This window comes from Neglectibacter sp. X4, from assembly GCF_009917365.1.
Lineage (GTDB): Bacteria > Bacillota > Clostridia > Oscillospirales > Acutalibacteraceae > Acutalibacter.
In genome coordinates this window covers 1-18,595 of sequence record NZ_QWLE01000052.1, presented here as the reverse complement: position 1 = coordinate 18,595, position 18,595 = coordinate 1, and the positions used below count along the sequence as shown (strand labels likewise).

Genomic DNA, 18,595 nt, shown 5'->3' with positions numbered 1-18,595 from the left:
GCACAGCTATAATAAAAAGTACCCCTCCGAAAGAGGGGCAGGCGCACATTTGCGCCGGAGGACGCTGTATACATAAAGACGGGCTTTGCGCTCTGCCCTTCGACCATTATCGCCTGGAGGAACTGCGCTGCCCCGGCAACGAGGGGTACGAGCTGGTGACGGTCCCCGACATTTCCATCACCCGCGACAGCACGGTGATCGAGTTGGGTACGATTGATGATAAGTTTGAGGGCAAGCCCGAGATTGGCACCACCGCTACAGTCGGCGGCGAGAAAGTGGCTGACCCGCTGGGCGAGGTTACGCTGGTGGATACGGTTGCTTATTCTGGTTTGACCGTCGGCAAAACCTATAAAATTTCCGGTATTCTTATGGACAAATCTACAGGGGAACCGCTGGAAATTGACGGGCAGCAGGTGACGGCAGAGAAGGATTTCACGCCGAAATCTGAATCGGGTACGGTTGATTTGGAATACACCTTCAACGCCAGCGCCCTGGCAGGCAAGGCCGTGGTGGTGTTCGAGACGCTCTATCAGGACGGCGTGGAAATCGCTTCCCATGCCGATATCGAGGACGAGGGCCAGACCGTCATCTTCCGCAGCCCGAAAATCGGCACCACCGCCACCGTGGACGGGGAGAAAACCGCAGACCCCTTGGGCAAAGTCACCATCATCGACAAGGTAACATACATTGGCTTGACCCCCGGCAAAGAGTACAATATCAAGGGCGTTTTGATGGATAAATCCACCAACGAAAAGCTGCTGGTGGATGGGAAGGAAGTCACCGCCGAGGCCACCTTTACCGCTCCTAAGTCGGAAGGCTCCATCGACATCCCCTTCACCTTCGACGCTTCCGGGCTGGCCGGGAAATCTGTGGTAGTGTTTGAATCGCTCTACCATGAAAGACGCTATCGCCACCGCACAGACCTCCCACGACGGCAGCTTCATCTTTGCTAACATGCCTTACGGGAAGTACCTGCTGGTGGAGCTGGAGTCCCTGCCCGGTTATGTGCTGCTGAAGGATGCCATCCCTGTAGAGATGGATGCGGATGAGGTGCGGCTCAGCGACATTATAAATGAAAAAGGCAAGATCAGCATCACCAAGGTGGACGCGGATACGGGCAAGCCGCTGGCCGGGGCCAAGCTGCAAATCCTCGATAAGGACGGCAAAGTGGTCGAGGAATGGGCATCTGACGAAAAAGCCCATGTGATTGCCCTGCTGCCCGTAGGGGATTATGTTCTCCATGAAGAAGCCGCTCCCCAGGGCTACGCCAAGGCTGAGGACATCAGGTTCACGGTCAAGGAGGACACCACTACGCTGGAGCTGGTCATGAAGGACAAGCCCACCGGAACCACCACGACTACCACGGTGCCTAATACAGGTGATTTCGGCTGGATTGCCGTGCTGGCCGCTCTGGGCCTGAGCCTGCTGGGCGCTGGGCTGGCTGTGTTTTTTGGCCGCAAAAAGTGAGTTTAAGCTGAGAAAAAAGAAGAAAAGTTGAGTTTTGAGGGAAAGCGTCTTGGTAAAAAGCCAGGGCGCTTTTCTTACATTTATGGAGGAATCAAGATGAAGGTAAAAAGATTATTGTGCCTGCTGTGCGTGTTCGTGGTTTTCTGTTCCTTGTTCGCCCTCCCTGCGGCTGCTACCGGCGATGTGGCCGGGGCCGTGCAGTCCACCTGGACGACCGCCAGGGGGCAGATCAAGACGGTGGTGAACAATGTGGTGTTCCCCGTTATCGACATGATTTTGGCTATTTTGTTTTTCGTCAAAGTGGGGACAAGCTATTTTGAGTACAGAAAACATGGACAATTTGAGTTTGCCGGGCCTGCCATCCTGTTCGCCTGCCTTGTCTTTACCCTGACCGCCCCCCTCTACATTTGGGGCGTGGTGGGGATTTAGCGGAGGTGCCTATGAATTTATATGAGCAGGAATTCCGCAAGATTTTTGAAAACTGCCAGGACCTCTATGACCGGAAATACACCGGCAGGACCATGCTCGCCAAAATCGACCAGAACCTGCGTGTCAAGGCCAGCTTTGTTACCACCGGGGTTTCCGGGAACTATGACGCTGTCCGCCTGCGGATCATTAACCACACAGAGGGCGAGGTTGACGTTCAGACATTCCGTTTTCGTGAGATTTTCAACAATGCGCCTTCCGCAGTGACGGCGTATATTCGTGACGATTATGGCCCGCCCAGGTGGTACAACTACAGTCCGGGGCCGTATGAGTATAAGCAGCTTGCGGAAGCGCTGGGCGGCTACATTTCCATGTATCAGGATGAAACCTTGGAAATGTCTGGCCAGGCAATGTAAGGGGGGCGGCGTATGTTTGACTGGTTAGGCGGGCTGGTGGGCGGCCTGGGCAGCGCCATGGGGGGCCTGTTTGAGAACCTGGGGGCGGAAGTGGTCAACGCCATTTGGGATGGCCTGGTGACCTGGCTCCTCCAAAGCTTTTACGACACGCTGGCCGATGTGTTCACCCAGATCGGGGCCATGGGCGCGGAGATTTTTGACCTTACCTGGATCACCTCGTCGGTGCGGCTGTTCATGCTGCTGGGCTGGACGCTCTTCGGCGTGGCATGATTGTGGCGGCGTTCGACCTGGCGCTGGAGTACCAGACCGGGCGGGCCAATGTCAAGTCCACCGCCATCAACGTGCTGAAGGGATTTTTCGCCGCGAACCTCGTGACCGTGGTGCCGGTGGAGCTGTATAAATTCTGCATAAGCCTACAGAATGTTTTCCTCAAGGACATCGCCGCCAGCTTCGTGGGTACAACGGATTTCAACCTGGGGGATGTGGCGCTGAAGGTGCTGGTGCAGGTTTTTGGCGGGCCGGGCGGCATTATCGCGGAGGGGATTTTCCCTCTTTGTATGTTAATAGGATTATCATACAGTGTGCTAAAAGTTTTCTTTGCCAACATAAAACGGGGCGGCATCCTCCTTATCCAGATGGCCGTGGGGAGCCTTTACCTGTTCTCCGTGCCGCGTGGCTATACCGACGGCTTCAACCAATGGTGCAAGCAAATCATTGCCTTGTGCCTGACAGCTTTCTTGCAGACAACCCTGCTGTTCCTGGGCCTGCTGACGTTCAACAGCAATATGCTTCTGGGTCTGGGGGTTATGCTGGCGGCGGGCGAGGTGCCAAGGATCGCCCAGCAGTTCGGGCTGGATTCCAGCGTAAAGGTAAACATGATGAGCGTTGTCCATGCCACATCGACCGCTGTGAATATGACCCGCAGCATTGCACGGGCGTTGTAGAAGCCAGGAAAGATTTTCAATCCACTATCAAAAAAGAAAGAGTGGATTTTTTGTGGAAGTTCCGGTATAATGAATGTGGAAAGAGGTGAGCGCCATGACAGAGGAAAACCGGCAGGAATTGGGTAAGCTGTGTGATGTGATCCGTCAGACTGTGCCTGCACGGGAAATCTATCTGTTTGGATCGTATGCTTATGGCATTCCCCATAAGGACAGCGACTATGATCTCTATGTGGTGATTCCGGATGACGGCCCCAGGCCCCTTGCTGCCATGCAGGATCTGCATGTTGCCCTGCATAAGCATTGCCATAAGCCCCTGGATATTCTGGTGGCCAGGGAAAGCCGGTTCTCCGGCAGGATGGACGCTCCGACCTTAGAACGGACAGTGAAAGAGAAGGGGGTGCTTCTGTATGGCGGGCCAGCCAGTCTGCAGCCGGTCATGGCTTGAAAAAGCCCATCTGGATCTCTATTCAGCGGAATGCCTGATGGAGCACCACCCAGCCCCATATGAAATAATTTGTTTCCACTGCCAACAGGCGGTGGAGAAATCGCTGAAATGCATCCTGTCCCTTTATAGGGAGGAAATACCCAAGACCCATGATTGCGGCCTGTTGTGTCAGATGTGCGGAGAAATTCATTCCGGGTTTGAAGTATGGGAAGATATATGCCCCCGGTTTGCCCCATTCAGCGTGGTGGTGCGATATCCAAATGAATTGGATGTGGAAAAATCCGATGCGGAATGGGCTCTGGAAACAAGCCGCAAAATCTATGAATTCACTGCCATGAAACTGGAACTATTACAAAAGGAACCGTTAGAACAGAACGGCGGCATGGAACAAACCATGTCCTGACAAATATGGTTAAAAAGCGCTGGAAACAGCGCTTTTTTCTTTTGAAGAAGGGAGGGCCATGGATCTAAACGAATACCCCGAAACCGGCCTGCCCGGTTATTTGCAGCATGACCTGGATGCCTACAGGGAGGGCCTGGAAAACGGCTCCTCCCTGCTGGACTGCCTGTGGTGTGAGCTTTATTCCAGCATCAACGCGGCCCAGATCGACGACGGGGCCATCACCCCGGAGCACGCCAATTATCTGCGCAGGAAGTTCCTGCGTTTGGATGTGAAAGAAACAGAAGAAAACAAATTTGAAATGGGAGGCCAAACATGACTGTGTATATTTATCCGCAAAATTTGAAAGCAACGGCGAACCTCTGGTTCTGGTGCCTGCGGGATTTCGCCATCCTCTGCGTGGGGCTGCTGGTGTCCGTGCTGGCCCTGACTCAGCTTGGGCTGGTGCTGCCTTTGGCGCTGACGGCGGCGTTCGCGTTCCTGTCCATCCGCATGGAGGAAACCACCGTGCTGGACTACCTGCGCTACGCGGGACGGTTTTTGCTGTTCAGCCAGCAGGAGTATGGCTGGGAGATTGGAGGAAATGTATGAATGCATTACAGGTTTTCAGCAATAACGAATTCGGCCAGATCCGTACTGTTTTTATGGACGGCGAACCCTGGATGGTAGGTAAAGATGTGGCCCGCGCTTTGGGATATAAAGAACCAACAAAAGCCGCCAGGGAAAAGGTGGATGCGGCAGACAGGGGGGTGTCCAAAATAGACACCCCCTCCGGCATCCAGGAAATGACCATCATAAATGAAAGCGGGCTATACTCTCTGGTGCTGTCCAGCAAACTGCCGGGAGCCAGGAAGTTCCGCCGCTGGGTGACTTCGGAAGTGCTGCCCTCCATCCGCAAAACGGGCGGCTATAACCTCCCGAAAGACTTCCCCTCTGCCCTGCGCGCCCTGGCCGACACAGAAGAACAGCGGCTGGCCCTTTTGGCAGAAAACGAAAGGCAGCGCCAGGCTATCGCGGACTTCGAACCTATCCGCAACTATGTGGACACCATCCTCTCCTATGAGGGGGCTATGGCTGTGTCGCAGATTGCGGCAGACTATCATATTTCCGCTATTAAGCTGAATCGGATCCTGCATGAAGCCGGGCTTCAGTACCGGGTCAACGGGCAGTGGATTCTCTACCAGCAGCACGCCGGGAAGGGGTACACGGAGTCGGAAACCATCACCATCAACCACCGGGACGGCAGCGTAACAACCCGTCTGTTCACCCGCTGGACGCAAAAAGGGCGGCTGCTCATCCATGATATTTGGGCCCGACAGGGCATCCAGGCCGCTATGGACAAGGAGGACGAAAAGCATGGCCATGAAGCGTAAAGGAAAAAACTCCACCCGGAGCCTTTTGGGGCTGCAGGCGTTCACAAATTACGGCATCAAGACCACCGGCGGGGAGCTGGTGGTCTTTCTCGTGCAGCCCACCAACATTTCCGTCCTTTCCCACGCCAATGTGGAGGTGAAAATCCGGCATCTGCTGACTGTCCTCTCCACCCACCCCGGCTTGGAGATTTCCTGCCTGGACTCCTGCGAACGCTTTGACGATAACAAGCGGTTCATCCAGCGGCGGATGCAGGAGGAAGAAAACGAAGCCGTCCGCCAGGCGCTCCAGCAGGACATGGCTTACCTGGACGGCATCCAATTGGAGATGTCTACGGCCCGGCAGTTCCTGTTTGTGGTGCGGTTCTCCAAAAACGAAAAGCCGGAACTGGTGTTCCACGACATCAACACCATCGAGAAGAATATCACCGACCGGGGCTTCGAGGTGCGGCGCATGGGCAAGGAGGACATCAAGCGGGTGCTGGGCATTTACTTCGAGTCCTCTACAGCCGGGGAACTGGTAGAAGATGTGGACGGCATAAAAAACTTTGACCTGGAAAGGGCGGTGCGGGCATGAGGAAAACCATCTGTACCCTGCTGGCCTTTGTGTTCCTGATTGCGGCTATGGGGGCCGGGTTCTGGTTCACCCGGCAGTTTATTGAATCCAAGGAGAAACAGGACAGCTTTCCTTTAGTATGTTTCAGCTTTCTGGCCAGCATGACCAAGGACGCATTTAAGTTGGTGCCGCCATATTGTCCTGCTCGAATTTGCCCCACAAGTTCCTCCACTTTCTCCCGGCTGACCTGCCGCAGCTCGTCCCGATAGGCGGTCTGCTGGTCATAGACACAGAGTAAATCCTGCGCAAAAATATCACGGGCAAAGGCGGAGCGCAGCTTCACCATGCCCTGCCTGGAGAGGTAGCCCTCGTTCTCTGTGGAGGAGTAGGCGATAAGATGGGTATGGGGATGATGGCTTTCGTTGTGAAAAGCTGCAAACCACTTCAAATGCTCCATGGGAATCTTGAGATTTTCCGAGAGCGCCTGGGTCTGTGTCCGCAGCATATCCCGCCAGCGGGAACCGCTATCAAACCCCAGCCGCTGTGCATCTTCCCGGCGCAGGGAGATGATCGCCGTGTAAACATTGCCCTTGTACTGATTCAAGTCATCGGACACCTTCTGCAAGTCCACCTGCACACCATCGTCCGTAAACAAGCCGTGGCTGCCGAAGCGTTCGGCACGGGGGCGGGTGGCTATGTAGTCCGCATAGGTTTTGGAGTCCAGGATTTTCTGGGCGTTATCCTCCACCGCGCGGCTGATGAAATCCGAAGCTGTACCTATGGTCTGCTTGGCGGCATAGTCCTCGTATTCCAGCATTTCCTTGCAGTCAGGAAAATCCTGCAGCAGTTTTCAATAAACTGCATTTGCTTCACGGTGGCAGGGGCCAAGCGCTGGGTGTCGTCCAGCTTCTCCACGCCGTCGCGGGTGGCGATGTATTTGACGTAGCCACCACGAGATTGGCGAGCACCGGGCTTCAAGTAGCTGAATTTTGTCACTAGGTTTGCCATAAGCCACACCTCACATGGTCAGCACAGGGCCGCCCTCATCCTGCTCAAAACTTTCCTCATCTGTTTGCTGCACGGATAAGCCCGGTTCCGCGTATCTTTCTTTCAGATGCAAGGTAACATTAGAGTAATCATACCCTGCCGCATCCAGAAGCCGGACCAGCCGCGCCATTGTTACATCCCGAGACCCGGCAAATTCCAGGTACAGGTTTTCTCCTATTTGAACGGGGTGCTGCATTTGGTTTGGGCTGGCACTTAACTGATTGAGACCACCAGGAGAGCAGGAATGGTCTGCTAGAGTTTCCAGTTTCTCAAGACATCCAGCGTCTTGACAACAGTCCGCAAAAAGCATCCTGGCAAGAAGGTTTATGGATATCTGCCACCTGCCACTAAGAAACTGGTGGATGCTATTGTGGATGACTTGGCTACAGACAGCCGCATTGCGGAACTGTACGATATGTGGTATGAACAGCGGGAGCGCATCATCCAGACCTACTCCAGCCACCTGCCGGAGCGTGTGCCCCTCTCCCAGAACGAGGATTTCAAGGCTGTGCGCAACGCGGTGGTCAAGGCGGCGGTGGAGGTGATGAACATAGAGCAGTTGCCACAAGAGGAATTGGCAATGCAAAACGAATTTGCTTCGCCTATTTTGAATCAAAGCCTTGCCCTCTTACGCCAGACCGCCCGCATTTTTGAAGATAAGCTGCAAGAATACTACGCCCCGCAGATGGGTCAGACTGACCGCAAGCTGCTAAGTAAAATTGCCGAGAAGAAGCTGGCCCAGGGGCAGAAGTTGGGAGGATAAACATGACCGCTAAAGACCGTTACCAGGCGGGCCGCACCGACCTGGTGTACTGGCTGCGCTCCCATGGCGAGACGCTGAAGAAGTCAGGCAGCGAGTGGGAGTGGAAATACCATGACGAGCGCGTCACCATCCGGGGGCATCTTTGGTTCAATCAGTACACCCAGGAGGGCGGCGATGCCGTGAAGTTCCTGCAATATTTTTATGGGTACTCGGAAGAAGATGCCGTGGCCCATCATCTGGGAGAAAAGTATGCAAGCCAGCCACGCGCGCAGAAAGCCAACCATTTTCGCAAGGAAGTGAGCGCAGCGAATGGCTCCGTATCAAAGATGCAACGCTTGCTCTGCCCCGCCGCAAACAGGGATATGCGGCGGGTTTTTGCATACCTGTGCCAGACTAGGGGAATCGACCCAAAGGTGGTGTCAGCCTTTGCCCATGCACGATTGTTATATGAAAGTGCCGACAAGCACAACGCTGTGTTCGTGGGCCGGGACAGCCAGGGCAAGCCCCGGCACGTCCATATGCGGGGGACGCTGACAGGTTCCGGCTTCCGGCAGACACTGGCTGGAAGCAATAAATCCTACAGCTTCCATCACACAGGCATTGGCAAGCGCCTGCTGGTTTTCGAGGCTCCCATCGATCTGCTCTCCTACATTTCTTTGCACCCGGAGGGCTGGCAGGAGAATTCCTACGTGGCGCTGTGCGGCGTAGGGATTTCCCCCATCGAACGGTTTCTGGATGAGATGCCGCAGTTGGAGGAAGTCACCCTGTGCCTGGATAATGACAAAGCCGGGCATGATGCGGCCCGGCGAATCGCAAAACAATTATTGGATGAATGGGAGGTGAAGGTCAGCGCGCACTTTCCTGACTACAAGGATTGGAACGAGGATTTGCAGGCTGGCAAAGGGTTAGTGCAGGAAGATGAAATGGCAGATGATATACAAATGGGCGGGCTGGCTATGTGACACCTCAATGCCCGGAGGGCTTGCGGTCCAGGGCTTCATGCTCGGAGCCTAAATCGGCGCGGATGAGCTTAATAAGTACGATGCCCATGGGGACCAGGGTAAGCCAGATGGCTTTTTCCGCCATGGCTTTGCAAAGAGGTGTCAGCAAGGCCGCGCCCACAAAGAAGCAGGCCACCATCCCCAGATGGATAAATCCCCGGCGAAGGGCTGTGCCGTCCCTTTTCCGGACGGCCCTGGCAAAGCCCACTCCTACCTGCCGGATGTGGTTGGTGCAGAAGGTGGTCGCCATGGGGATGCCCTCGGCCTGCCGGAAGGTGTTATACTGCATAGAAGCTAAAAAGTTGACCGCCACTTGGACGATTTGATGGGGCATGGTCAGCGGGACGAAGCCCAGCAGGAACAGCGCCGCCGTTTCGAAAAGGACAAGGTATGTATCCCAGCGCAGGAAGCCCAGCCGTTTGACAGGAGATGGCAGTATTTCCGACACAAACGCTCCCAGCAGATAGGCCGCAAAAGGGATCAAATAATATAGTCCGCCTGCCCAATCGCCTTTGCCGAAGGACATCGCCATCACCAGGACATTGGCGGTCTGGGCGTTGCAGAACACACCGCCTCGCAAGAGGTAGGTATAAGCCCCCATCATCCCGGCGCTGGCCATCAGCAGGGCATAGACCATCTTCTGTTCGCAGACAAGATAACCGTCTGGTTTCATTTTTTTGTCCACACGGAACACTCCCCGCTCTTTAATCTTCTTTTTTCTATTATATAAGGTTTTGAAAAGAAAGACAAGTCAAGAGAAAGGTTGTGAAAGAAATGCCGCAAAATATAGGCACGTTAATTTTAGCCGCTGGGCTCATGTTTGGGGTCCTGGGCGTTATCGCCGTACTGTCAAATTTTTACACCTTGAACATCAAGGATAAGACCGTGGGAAATGGCCAGCATGGCACAGCCCGATGGGCCACGCAAAAAGAAATAGCCCGCACCTATGTGCGGGCGGATTTTACGCCGCAGCTCTGGCGGCAGGGAAAGAACTTGCCCAAAGAGCAAGGCATCGTGGTGGGGTGCAAATCAAGCAAGGCCGGCATGGCTGCACTGGTGGACACGGGCGACGTCCACGCCATGATGATTGGTGCGGCGGGTATGGGCAAGACTGCCTACTGGCTCTACCCGTGCATCGAATACGCGCTGGCATCTGGAATGTCATTCGTCTCGACGGACACAAAGGGCGATATTTTTCGTAACTATTCCAGTATTGCAAGGGACAGCTACGGTTACAAGATTTCCATCATTGACCTGCGCAACCCTAGCAGGAGCGATGGGTTCAACCTCCTGCATCTTGTAAATAAATACACTGATTTGTATAAAACGACAAATTCACTTACCTGCAAAGCCAAGGCTGAAAAGTATGCCAAGATCATCGCCAAAACCATCGTCATGGCTGGGGAGGATACGGCAAACTTCGGGCAAAACCAGTTTTTCTACGATGCGGCAGAGGGCCTTCTTACCTCGGTCATTCTATTGTCCGCCGAGTTTTGCCGGCCCGAGGAACGCCACATCGTGTCTATTTTCAAGCTGATCCAGGAGTTGCTGGCCCCCAGCAAGGTCAAAGGGAAAACGCTTTTCCACATCCTTATGGACACGCTGCCGCCAGAACATAAAGCAAGATGGTTTGCCGGGGCCGCGCTGTCCTCCAGCGAGCAGGCCATGGCTAGTATTATGTCAACAGCACTTGCCCGACTAAACGCATTCCTGGATTCGGAATTGGAGCAGCTCCTGTGTTTTGGTACGGCGGTGGATGCGGAAACCTTTTGTAAAGAGAAGTCCGCCATCTTCCTGGTAATGCCCGAGGAAGATCCCGGAAAATTCTTCATGGTGTCGCTGGTGATTCAGCAGCTCTACCGGGAGATATTGGCTGTGGCAGATGAAAATGGCGGCAAATTAGATAATAAAGTAGTATTTTTGCCGATGAATTTGGCACTTTGCCCAAAATCGACTCGGCAGAAATGATGTTTTCGGCCTCCCGCTCACGTCGGTTAAGTATCGTCCCCATCATCCAGTCTTTGGCCCAGCTTGAAAAAAATTACGGAAAAGAGGGCGCAGAGATTATCGTGGACAATGTCCAGCTCACTGTTTTTGGCGGATTTGCCCCTAACAGCGAGACGGCGGGTGTCATGAGCAAATCCTTGGGGAGCCGGACTGTGTTGTCAGGTTCTGTAAACCGGGGCAAGAATGATCCCAGCCAATCCTTGCAGATGATGGAGCGGCCTTTGATGACTCCTGACGAGCTGAAGTCCATGCCAAAAGGGCAGTTTATTGTCATGAAAACCGGGGCCTATCCTATGAAGGTCAAACTGAAATTGTTCTTCAAATGGGGCATCACGTTCGGCGAACCCTACCAAGTGCCAGAGCGTGGGGGCCGCCCTGTTCATTACGCTAGCCGGGAGGATCTGATGCGGGCTATCCGCACAAAATTCCCGCCGCCAAAGCGGGAAACTAAAAGGGAGGAAGCTGTACCCGGGGAGAAGGTTAAAATAAACCGTGAGGAAAGGAGCCGTGAATACGATGGGGAAACTTGAATGTTTATACAGGAGCGGCCTGCCCAGCCGGGCCATCGTGGTATATCTGTACCTGGCGGATCGGGCCGGGCAGAAGGGGAATTGCTTCCCCTCCGTGCCGAGAATCGCCCGTGATACCGGCCTTTCGGAACGGACGGTGCAGCGGGCTGTGCTGGACTTGAAAAAAGCGGGGTTCGTCCACGTGGATGGGCGCCTGCGGAAGAATGGCGCGGATTCTTCCAACCTCTATACGCTGGCGGAAACAGGCCCCTCCTGGTGATTTTTAGAAAACCACTCACAAGGGGCCTCCCTCGCTATGGGCTGTCACCGGGAGGGTGCCATGGTGACGGGGGGGAGTTAACCTCCCAGGTGAATAGAAGCAGAAAGAAAAAGTCTTAAGTGCTGGTGGGATTTTCAACATGGATTGGCGGGCGCGGCTTTTTCTTTTCTGCTTAATGCTGTGGCCATTACTCCTCAGCTTGGCCGCCTACCGTGAAGGAAACCTCAATCTGCCCTTGGGTGTTTCCGTCAAAGACGCGGCTTAATTCTGCCGCAATTGTGTCAACATCAATTTTGCCTGCAAAGCGGAGGGTCGCCGAACAAATCTGCATGGCAGGAGCTGTGCCAGCCGCAGGCTCCTGGCTCCCTTCCTCATCCGCGATGCCTAAAAACTCGTTCCACCGCACCTTGTCAACACGGCTGCCGCGGCTTAAGGTTATGCCCAGATCGGCTTCTGCAATATGCTTGCGGACAGTCTGAGCGCCAACATGAAACATTTTGCCAAAGGATACAGCGTTCGCGCCATAAGTGTCAATGAGGTGCTGCAGATATTCGCGCTGCTCCTCTTTCTCAAGTTTTTTGAATTCATGCCAAGTCATGGGCGCGTCTAGATTTATAGCCATGTAATTTTTCCTTTCTCATGGTGATGTTTTTTCTCAATTCTATCACAAAAACTGGAAAATGCAAGAGAAACATTTCCTTTTTTCAATCCTCCCACTTTGGCGGACAGAATAAAGAGGATGGTCGGGGAAAATGCCCGGCCATCCTCAAGTTGATTTAAAAAGCAAAATACTTCACTCCTGCACTGCCTGTATCATAGATTCTAATAGGTTCAGCACAAGCCGCTGCTTTTCAGGCGGCAGGGCCGCAATCTGGCACTGGAGCATACTGGCCTTTTTCGGTGCGGCAGCGTCCAAATTATCCATAAAAGCTACATCAGCAGACATCCCAAGCGCATTTAGTATTTTTAGGCACGTCTCCAACTTTGGTATTTTCCCGCCGTTCTCTATCAGACCCAAATAGGCGGAGGTCACGCCCACACGTTTAGCGAGCGCCGCGCGTTCCATCCCCTTCTCCTCCCGGAACTTCCTGACCCGCTCACCAAACTTGGACAATTGCAAGGCACTTTTCGGAGAAGTGGCTGCTTCAGAGGCACGGCCTACGAGGAAGTCAATCGTTACCCCGAAGAAATCCGCGAGCAAGACAAGGGTTTCTATGTCTGGTTCAGTTGTTTCCTGTTCATAAGAAAAGACCCGCCGCGCAGTTAAACCGGTCAGGGCGGCAAGTTTTTCCTGAGATAACTTCCTGCTTTCCCGGAGCATCCGCAAATTTTTCACCATAATTCATCCGCCATCCTGTTCTGCTCATCTTACCTTTTCAGTATAGCAGGTAGAGATATAACAAGAAAGGACAAAATTTGTATTAAAAACACTCTTGACACAACGAGTTTTGTAGTTTATTATTATAGTTGAAAGCGACTATTTGTCCTCCTGCCTGATTTCTCTGAGCAAGGCCAGAATGGCTTCCTTTGCTCTGGGGTTTCGCAAGCTGGACAGCTCAGCTATCACCCTGTCCCCTGCTTTATCCCACGGTTCTCTGACATTAGTACGGCCAATAAGATAGTCAATGGAAACGTCAAAATAATCCGCTATCTGTATCAACGTAGAGAATTTTGGCTCATTGATGCCTGCCTCGTATTGCTGGTATGTGGATTGTGGAATGCCCAATTCACCTGCCATTTCAAGCTGGCTGTAACCTTTTTCCTGCCTAAGAGACTTGAGGTTCTGCACGCTTATCCCTCCTGTACGATGCTATCTATATGATATGTATTGTACAGATATTTTAAGCTTCTTTCAAACTTAAATACAGGATATAACTTGAATCAAGGCTTATGGAAAAAATAAAGAGCCGGAAGGGATGGGTAGGCGTGACCACAGAAGAGATTAGTTGTTATGAATTAGCCTATCAGATTCGGCGGTACATGGATATATGCCATATAGACGAATCCCAGTTTGCAGAAACCATTTCCATACCATGTGAAGAACTCACACACTTTTTAGCGTACCACAAGTCGAGTTTTTCTATAAGCCAGATTTCTAAAATCTGCGACACATTGTACATCTCTATGGACTCCCTCGTTAGAGGGCCAGTGGAAGAAGAAAATTTTGCGGTTCTCTTAAAGAGATGTGCATTTGTAGGGAAGCTGAAAGGCACAGCCCTTTATAATGTCTGCATGTTCTTTCTGAAAAGGTGGAGGGAACGACGAATTTCGGATTCCTGTTTAGAGCGTTATATAAAGTGGTTCACCTATTTTTGTTCAAAGCAAGAGGCCCCGGCACGGAGTACGGGGAATAATTTCCGCCCTATTTCTTCTGCCATCTGTTTCACCAGAAAGATTTCGGCAAAGAAGGCGGAAAAGTTAAAACAGTTGATCGAGGATTCCAAGAAAAAATGACCGTCACAATCCATTCCATCCTCAACAGCGTACTGTGGGGCCTGCTGCTTTCCATAGCCCTGTCGCTGTTGAGCCGAAGCAAATGTTCCCTGTGCCATATGGGGACTGCGCCCCTTATCTTCCTCGCGGGAGCCTGCCTGGTGCGCTGCTGCTCCCCTGTGGAATTTGCAGCCACGCAGGAAGTGGGGACTGCCACACTCAACCACCTGCACCGGTTCATCGGTGAGACGGCAGGCACACCCCTCACAGAACCATGGATTTATAAGATTTGGGCCGTCGGTGCTGCTGTATGGTTTGTTCTATGGGTGCCTGGTTATGCGTATCGGTTCCTGTCAGTCCAGAATCTTCCCATTTCCCAAGATGAACGCATAGAGGCGTTCTGCCGCCAGCATCATACCCTAAACCTGCGTGTTGCTGTTACGTCCAGAGTAGACACCCCATGTGTTATGGGGTTTTGGCAGGAAATCATCCTGTTACCGGATACAGCTTACACCTCAAAACAGTTGGAGCTGATTCTGCAGCACGAATCCTCCCACATCAAGCACCACGACGGTCTACTGGATTTCCTGCTCCGCGTCCTATGCACCATGTTCTGGTGGAACCCGGGCATCCACATCTGCCGGGCAGTCATCACACGGCTCTGCGACCACCGCTGTGACATGGAGGTCCTACACGCAGCCCGCCCCAGTGCTAGGCGGTATTACTGCAAGACACTTCTAGCGTTTGCCAGCAACCACCCCGGTTCCTCCGGGCAGCTTGCCGCATCCTCCCTCAAAAGTAGGTTCTATCTGATCCTTTACAAAGAAAGCAAAGGCAAACGGGCGTGGGCAGGTTTAGTTATTCTAATAGCTGCTATACTGTGGCTGTTCAGCTATCTGGTGATTTTCCAACCCGCCTATCAGCCCAACAGTCAAGATTACACAGACTATGCCCTTTCCAATGGCACCATCACCTACTGTAACGATGGGAGCTACATCCTCAAAACGGAACAGGGGGAGGTACACCTAACCACCGAAGCTGCACAAGTCATGATTGCGGACGGGTTCCGCATGGAAAATAATTACATTATGGAGGTGCCATACCCATGAGAACTTTAAGAAAAGTCATTGCCGGTACTTGTGCCAGCCTCTTGATGGCTGCCACTCTATGCACGGCAGCACAAGCCGCTGAGATATCTCCGCAGCCTGAAGAAACCTTCCAGGCCGTGAACAGCGGCATCCAGCCTTACGCCGATGTGATTGTAAACAAATACCGGATGTACAACGGAAAACTGCAAAAGCGCCGCTGGAATGAAACAAGGGGCTATTGGGTAGACCCGTACTGGATTACCATAGGGACAGTTTCATAACCGTAATCGCCCAAAAAAAGAGGCGGCTATGTATGGGGAAAGGCCCCCGGAACAAGCTGCCTCCTTTTTATAGGATGAGATGTGAATAAATTTGACCATATACTGACTGCTGAAGATAATGAGAGGTGAAAAATGGAGAACCAGTATAAGAGGGATTTCAAACCCAGCCTGCAAAAATTACTCCGCAATATATGCCTGGCCTGCGGCCTTAGCCAGCGTGAGGTTGCCGAAGCACTGATGGTAAACCGCTCGACTTATTCGTACTACGAGAGCGGCAAGACCAGTCCGGATGTGCAGACCCTCCGCATATTAGCGAAACTTTACGGCGTCCCCGCCACTGTTTTCATGTTCCCGGAAAGGTTTGCCAACATGGACGCGAATTGCCTTAAAAGAGGAAAGCGGAGCAGGAAGCCCTTGCCGAACCCGCAGTGGTTTGGGGAGTTGACCGAGGATGAAAAGAGTGTTATAAAAGAGCTCCGATTACAAAAGGATGGTGAAACACATGGGTGAAACATATTTAGAAAAAATGGATATCAAGGTTATGAAAAAGACGGCAGATAATTTAAGAAAGGTTGCAGGTGAATTAGAGCTTTCCGTTGGGGAGGTGGTAGACCGGTTCACAGAGAAGATGGCCCCTGATGATCCCCAGACAGCTGTCTGGCTTATTGCGGAAAACGTGATTTCCACAACTGCCATGCTGAGTGAAGAAGACCATGCCGAAGTTGTGAAAGAAACCATCAGAAATCTTTTATTGCTGTTCCCATCGGAAACAATGGATAAACTGGTTGCGGAGGCAAAGGAGAATCAAAAGGACGCCATTTCAAAACTTCTATCTATGCCAGAGGACCAGCGGGCAGAGTTAGCAGAGACAATTAAAGAATTAGAGCGGTTTGCAGACTCTAACCAGTGATAGGGGGAAATTATATGCTGCAATTTGCAGGCGGCCGGTTTTCAGCCCACGGTGTTTCCTTTACCATGCCGGATGGGTTTTACCTTCACGACGAGATGTTCCACCCATTCGCCTTGTGCTGCCTTTCCCCCAACCAGAGGGTATACATTACGGTAGAGATCGCCCCAGACGGCAGGGAGGTTTTGTCGGGCCTGCAAGCTCTTTTTGAAGAGAACCCCAGCCTGCATCCCGCTTCCGTTGTACGGCCGATCACAGTAAATGCGACGAGGGGATATGATGTCCTCTACGATTGCAACAATATCAGCTACTATCAGGCCCGGCTTCGGTTCGCCGGGGGACAGATCGTTACCTGCATCGCCCAATGCGAGCAGCAGTCAGGCATGGATCTCAGGGAAAACACCGCCGTGCAGGCCCTGCTGCATACGATCCGCGCGGAATAGAAAAGAGCTCCACAGGGGGCGCTTACAAACAGTTTTAGTTATTACCTTGTGCGGATGCAGTATCAATATTGGCCAAGGCACAATCTATCATTTGATTTATCAACTCATTCCTACTGATACCAAACGCGGCCGCTTTTTGGTCAACTTCCAGTAAGGTATCAACCGATATGCGCATAGAGATAACTTCCTTTTCCGGCTTCTTCGGAACAAATTTCGGCATGATACCCACTCCTCCCTTGACAAAATTATATCCTATTTGCTATAGTATGGATATATTCTAAAATAGATATGTAAAACAGAATACGCATCGAGTGAGGGAGAAAAATGCGGGAAAAGACCTGCTGCTTCACCGGCCACCGCAACATACCGCCAGAAGAACTAGAGGGCATCCGGCAAAAGCTGGAAACGACCATCCTAGAGCTTTACAGCCAGGGCGTCATTTATTACGGCGCCGGGGGCGCTTAGGGCTTCGACACACTTGCAGCCGAAACGGTCTTACGCTTACGGGATAACGGCTGCCCCAACCTGCGGTTGATTTTAGTGCTGCCTTGCCCGGATCAGACCAGGGGCTGGAAAGCAGAGAACATAGCGCGGTATGAGGAAATTAAGGGAAGGGCAGACAAAATCGTGTAAAGAAGATTCTAAAATACTATTGGGAAAAACAAGATATTTTTACTCTGGATGACTTGCTGGCAGAAAGAATCATCCGCTATCCTGCACTTGGCAGGCTCACATTGCTGTGGATGGAGTCGGGGTGGCAGTTATTAGCCCGACACTCAAAATCCGGGGAAATTGTGTATATCGGGACAACGGACTCGATAAGAGAATGGAACAGTGCACACGCACACGGCAGGCTGTGCATGTATGAACGCATGTATTATACGGGCATACTGAATGTATGGCTGGAAGAGCACCAGAATAAATTTTGGACAATTTAGGCAGATAATCTTAATATCCTGTTTTATGGATAACAGACGGACGAAACCCCCGGCTGGCTGCGAGGGTTCCAATCAAACTTATTGTAATAGAAAAGGGGAGGTGTAGAATTATCTGCATCTCCCCTTCTCTATGTGTTCAGCTTTTCATCAGCACAAACCATCGCCCGTCATCCTCAAACAAGCTGGTCTGTTTGCTGCGGATGATAACCGTATACTCCCGGGCAATTTCCTTTGTCGTGTACAGCTTTGTAAGTTTTACCCCTTTTACCTCTTCAATGTCATACCGCGGCCCCGCCGCAAAGGTGATGGCCTGGGGCCTTACCGAGCCGTCAATGCGGTGGGTGGCCAGTACCTCCACATACTGCTTACGCCTGCTCTGCGTCTGTATGGCCCAACACCTCACTCTGCAAATCGAATATATCCGCAAACGGCACACAGCATTGCGGCAGTACCAGCGTGCGGCCCCATTCGTCAATTTCCTCTGCCGCGCCCCTCTCCGTGATATACTGCCCCACTTCATAGCCGCCTATCCGTTTCTGCAGGCTGAAATAGGTGACGGCCACGGTATCCCCCACGCTTATCTGCCGCAGCTTGCGCTCCAAAACCTCCTGCATATCGTCTGACAGCAGCGCCCTCGGAACAAGGGCGTTTTCTTTTTCCTTGGTCAGCACCGCCATATCAAAACCTCGCAAGGCCGAAAAGGGCATGAACAATTTAGCCCGGTTGCCCAAATCCATCTTCGGGCGTTTAGAGGCGGGCCGCTCCATGTGTATCATATCTTCAAACCGGTTCACGCACGATGAAATCCCCCTCAAAGTGAAATCCAAACCTCCGGCACATCAATGAAGAATATATTAAGAAAATATGGTCAGAA

29 protein-coding genes and 2 pseudogenes are annotated in these 18,595 nt (G+C 52.4%); 22 read left to right on the top strand and 9 right to left on the bottom strand.

Features of this window, described 5'->3' with window-relative positions; all coding sequences use genetic code 11:
- The 11 genes and pseudogenes from D1841_RS14070 to D1841_RS14015 form a co-directional block, all read left to right on the top strand.
- Positions 1-953 (top strand): VaFE repeat-containing surface-anchored protein (locus tag D1841_RS14070; protein WP_160644038.1); only part of this gene is annotated, 953 nt, incomplete at its 5' end.
- Positions 895-1,467, top strand: coding sequence for a collagen binding domain-containing protein (locus D1841_RS14065; protein ID WP_160644036.1), 573 nt, complete (start codon positions 895-897; stop codon positions 1,465-1,467). The genes D1841_RS14070 and D1841_RS14065, both read left to right, overlap by 59 nt.
- 96 nt (positions 1,468-1,563) lie before the next feature.
- A complete protein-coding gene (locus D1841_RS14060) occupies positions 1,564-1,896 on the top strand; it encodes a DUF3852 domain-containing protein (RefSeq protein WP_160644034.1) in 333 nt (110 codons plus the stop codon).
- Positions 1,897-1,907: 11 nt separating this feature from the next.
- Positions 1,908-2,309 carry a hypothetical protein gene (locus D1841_RS14055; protein WP_160644032.1) on the top strand — a complete coding sequence of 134 codons (402 nt, stop codon included), beginning with the start codon at positions 1,908-1,910 and terminating at the stop codon, positions 2,307-2,309.
- A gap of 12 nt (positions 2,310-2,321) precedes the next feature.
- A pseudogene (locus D1841_RS14045) lies at positions 2,322-3,253 on the top strand (conjugal transfer protein TrbL family protein).
- Between the two features lie 94 nt (positions 3,254-3,347).
- The gene (locus D1841_RS14040; protein ID WP_160644026.1) at positions 3,348-3,698 is read left to right on the top strand and encodes a nucleotidyltransferase domain-containing protein; all 351 of its coding nucleotides are present in this window, start codon (positions 3,348-3,350) and stop codon (positions 3,696-3,698) included.
- On the top strand, positions 3,661-4,101 hold the full coding sequence (locus D1841_RS14035) for a HEPN domain-containing protein (protein WP_160644024.1): 441 nt from the start codon (positions 3,661-3,663) through the stop codon (positions 4,099-4,101). The genes D1841_RS14040 and D1841_RS14035 overlap by 38 nt, the downstream gene beginning before the upstream one ends.
- Positions 4,102-4,159: 58 nt before the next feature.
- Positions 4,160-4,417 (top strand): hypothetical protein, encoded by a 258-nt coding sequence (locus D1841_RS14030; protein WP_160644022.1) that lies wholly within the window; start codon positions 4,160-4,162, stop codon positions 4,415-4,417.
- Positions 4,414-4,689, top strand: coding sequence for a hypothetical protein (locus tag D1841_RS14025; RefSeq protein WP_201751328.1), 276 nt, complete (start codon positions 4,414-4,416; stop codon positions 4,687-4,689). The genes D1841_RS14030 and D1841_RS14025 overlap by 4 nt, the downstream gene beginning before the upstream one ends.
- The gene (locus D1841_RS14020) at positions 4,686-5,471 is read left to right on the top strand and encodes a phage antirepressor (protein WP_160644019.1); all 786 of its coding nucleotides are present in this window, start codon (positions 4,686-4,688) and stop codon (positions 5,469-5,471) included. The genes D1841_RS14025 and D1841_RS14020 overlap by 4 nt, the downstream gene beginning before the upstream one ends.
- A complete protein-coding gene (locus D1841_RS14015) occupies positions 5,455-6,045 on the top strand; it encodes a hypothetical protein (RefSeq protein WP_160644017.1) in 591 nt (196 codons plus the stop codon). Before D1841_RS14020 ends, D1841_RS14015 begins: the two co-directional genes overlap by 17 nt.
- On the opposite strand, the gene mobP3 is transcribed toward D1841_RS14015, so the two are convergent.
- Positions 5,972-6,868: a MobP3 family relaxase gene (mobP3, locus tag D1841_RS14010; protein WP_256376699.1), complete on the bottom strand. Its 897-nt coding sequence runs from the start codon at positions 6,866-6,868 to the stop codon at positions 5,972-5,974. The two genes, D1841_RS14015 and mobP3, sit on opposite strands and share 74 nt — an antisense overlap.
- Before the next feature lie 174 nt (positions 6,869-7,042).
- Entirely contained in the window at positions 7,043-7,201 is a 159-nt protein-coding gene (locus tag D1841_RS14005; protein ID WP_160644012.1) for a hypothetical protein, read from the bottom strand.
- Between the two features lie 240 nt (positions 7,202-7,441).
- Between D1841_RS14005 and D1841_RS14000 the strand changes: the two genes are divergently transcribed.
- Entirely contained in the window at positions 7,442-7,834 is a 393-nt protein-coding gene (locus D1841_RS14000) for a hypothetical protein (RefSeq protein ID WP_160644010.1), read from the top strand.
- A gap of 2 nt (positions 7,835-7,836) precedes the next feature.
- Positions 7,837-8,796: a DUF3991 and toprim domain-containing protein gene (locus D1841_RS13995; protein WP_160644007.1), complete on the top strand. Its 960-nt coding sequence runs from the start codon at positions 7,837-7,839 to the stop codon at positions 8,794-8,796.
- A gap of 4 nt (positions 8,797-8,800) precedes the next feature.
- Here the strand turns inward: D1841_RS13995 and D1841_RS13990 are convergent, their stop codons facing one another.
- Positions 8,801-9,520 (bottom strand): YoaK family protein, encoded by a 720-nt coding sequence (locus D1841_RS13990; RefSeq protein WP_347564017.1) that lies wholly within the window; start codon positions 9,518-9,520, stop codon positions 8,801-8,803.
- 89 nt (positions 9,521-9,609) lie between these two features.
- On the opposite strand from D1841_RS13990, the pseudogene D1841_RS13985 reads away from it, so the two are divergent.
- Positions 9,610-11,372, top strand: a pseudogene (locus D1841_RS13985) (VirD4-like conjugal transfer protein, CD1115 family).
- The gene (locus D1841_RS13980; protein ID WP_160644005.1) at positions 11,359-11,631 is read left to right on the top strand and encodes a helix-turn-helix domain-containing protein; all 273 of its coding nucleotides are present in this window, start codon (positions 11,359-11,361) and stop codon (positions 11,629-11,631) included. The pseudogene D1841_RS13985 and the gene D1841_RS13980 overlap by 14 nt, the downstream one beginning before the upstream one ends.
- A 187-nt stretch (positions 11,632-11,818) precedes the next feature.
- Here D1841_RS13980 and D1841_RS13975 read toward each other — a convergent pair whose 3' ends face one another.
- The 3 genes from D1841_RS13975 to D1841_RS13965 form a co-directional block, all read right to left on the bottom strand.
- Complete coding sequence (locus D1841_RS13975) at positions 11,819-12,253, bottom strand: hypothetical protein (RefSeq protein ID WP_160644004.1); 435 nt, start codon at positions 12,251-12,253, stop codon at positions 11,819-11,821.
- 171 nt (positions 12,254-12,424) lie between these two features.
- Positions 12,425-12,970: a helix-turn-helix transcriptional regulator gene (locus tag D1841_RS13970; protein WP_160644002.1), complete on the bottom strand. Its 546-nt coding sequence runs from the start codon at positions 12,968-12,970 to the stop codon at positions 12,425-12,427.
- Positions 12,971-13,108: 138 nt separating this feature from the next.
- On the bottom strand, positions 13,109-13,420 hold the full coding sequence (locus D1841_RS13965) for a helix-turn-helix transcriptional regulator (RefSeq protein WP_160644000.1): 312 nt from the start codon (positions 13,418-13,420) through the stop codon (positions 13,109-13,111).
- A gap of 101 nt (positions 13,421-13,521) precedes the next feature.
- On the opposite strand from D1841_RS13965, the gene D1841_RS13960 reads away from it, so the two are divergent.
- The 6 genes from D1841_RS13960 to D1841_RS13935 all read left to right on the top strand — a co-directional run bounded on the left by D1841_RS13960 (position 13,522) and on the right by D1841_RS13935 (position 16,783).
- Positions 13,522-14,085: a hypothetical protein gene (locus D1841_RS13960; protein WP_160643997.1), complete on the top strand. Its 564-nt coding sequence runs from the start codon at positions 13,522-13,524 to the stop codon at positions 14,083-14,085.
- Complete coding sequence (locus tag D1841_RS13955) at positions 14,082-15,173, top strand: M56 family metallopeptidase (RefSeq protein ID WP_160643995.1); 1,092 nt, start codon at positions 14,082-14,084, stop codon at positions 15,171-15,173. Before D1841_RS13960 ends, D1841_RS13955 begins: the two co-directional genes overlap by 4 nt.
- Positions 15,170-15,433, top strand: coding sequence for a hypothetical protein (locus tag D1841_RS13950; RefSeq protein ID WP_160643993.1), 264 nt, complete (start codon positions 15,170-15,172; stop codon positions 15,431-15,433). The genes D1841_RS13955 and D1841_RS13950 overlap by 4 nt, the downstream gene beginning before the upstream one ends.
- A gap of 132 nt (positions 15,434-15,565) precedes the next feature.
- Entirely contained in the window at positions 15,566-15,943 is a 378-nt protein-coding gene (locus tag D1841_RS13945) for a helix-turn-helix transcriptional regulator (RefSeq protein WP_160643991.1), read from the top strand.
- The gene (locus D1841_RS13940; RefSeq protein WP_160643989.1) at positions 15,936-16,343 is read left to right on the top strand and encodes a hypothetical protein; all 408 of its coding nucleotides are present in this window, start codon (positions 15,936-15,938) and stop codon (positions 16,341-16,343) included. Before D1841_RS13945 ends, D1841_RS13940 begins: the two co-directional genes overlap by 8 nt.
- A 14-nt stretch (positions 16,344-16,357) precedes the next feature.
- Positions 16,358-16,783, top strand: a complete 426-nt coding sequence (locus D1841_RS13935; RefSeq protein ID WP_160643988.1) for a hypothetical protein — start codon at positions 16,358-16,360, stop codon at positions 16,781-16,783.
- 34 nt (positions 16,784-16,817) lie between these two features.
- On the opposite strand, the gene D1841_RS13930 is transcribed toward D1841_RS13935, so the two are convergent.
- Entirely contained in the window at positions 16,818-17,003 is a 186-nt protein-coding gene (locus tag D1841_RS13930) for a ribbon-helix-helix domain-containing protein (RefSeq protein ID WP_160643986.1), read from the bottom strand.
- A gap of 104 nt (positions 17,004-17,107) precedes the next feature.
- On the opposite strand from D1841_RS13930, the gene D1841_RS19305 reads away from it, so the two are divergent.
- Positions 17,108-17,248, top strand: coding sequence for a hypothetical protein (locus D1841_RS19305; RefSeq protein ID WP_237076379.1), 141 nt, complete (start codon positions 17,108-17,110; stop codon positions 17,246-17,248).
- A 609-nt stretch (positions 17,249-17,857) separates the two neighbouring features.
- Here the strand turns inward: D1841_RS19305 and D1841_RS13920 are convergent.
- Entirely contained in the window at positions 17,858-18,079 is a 222-nt protein-coding gene (locus D1841_RS13920; protein ID WP_160643984.1) for a hypothetical protein, read from the bottom strand.
- A 7-nt stretch (positions 18,080-18,086) separates the two neighbouring features.
- Positions 18,087-18,515 carry a YolD-like family protein gene (locus D1841_RS13915; protein WP_160643982.1) on the bottom strand — a complete coding sequence of 143 codons (429 nt, stop codon included), beginning with the start codon at positions 18,513-18,515 and terminating at the stop codon, positions 18,087-18,089.
- Between the last annotated feature and the right edge of the window lie 80 nt (positions 18,516-18,595).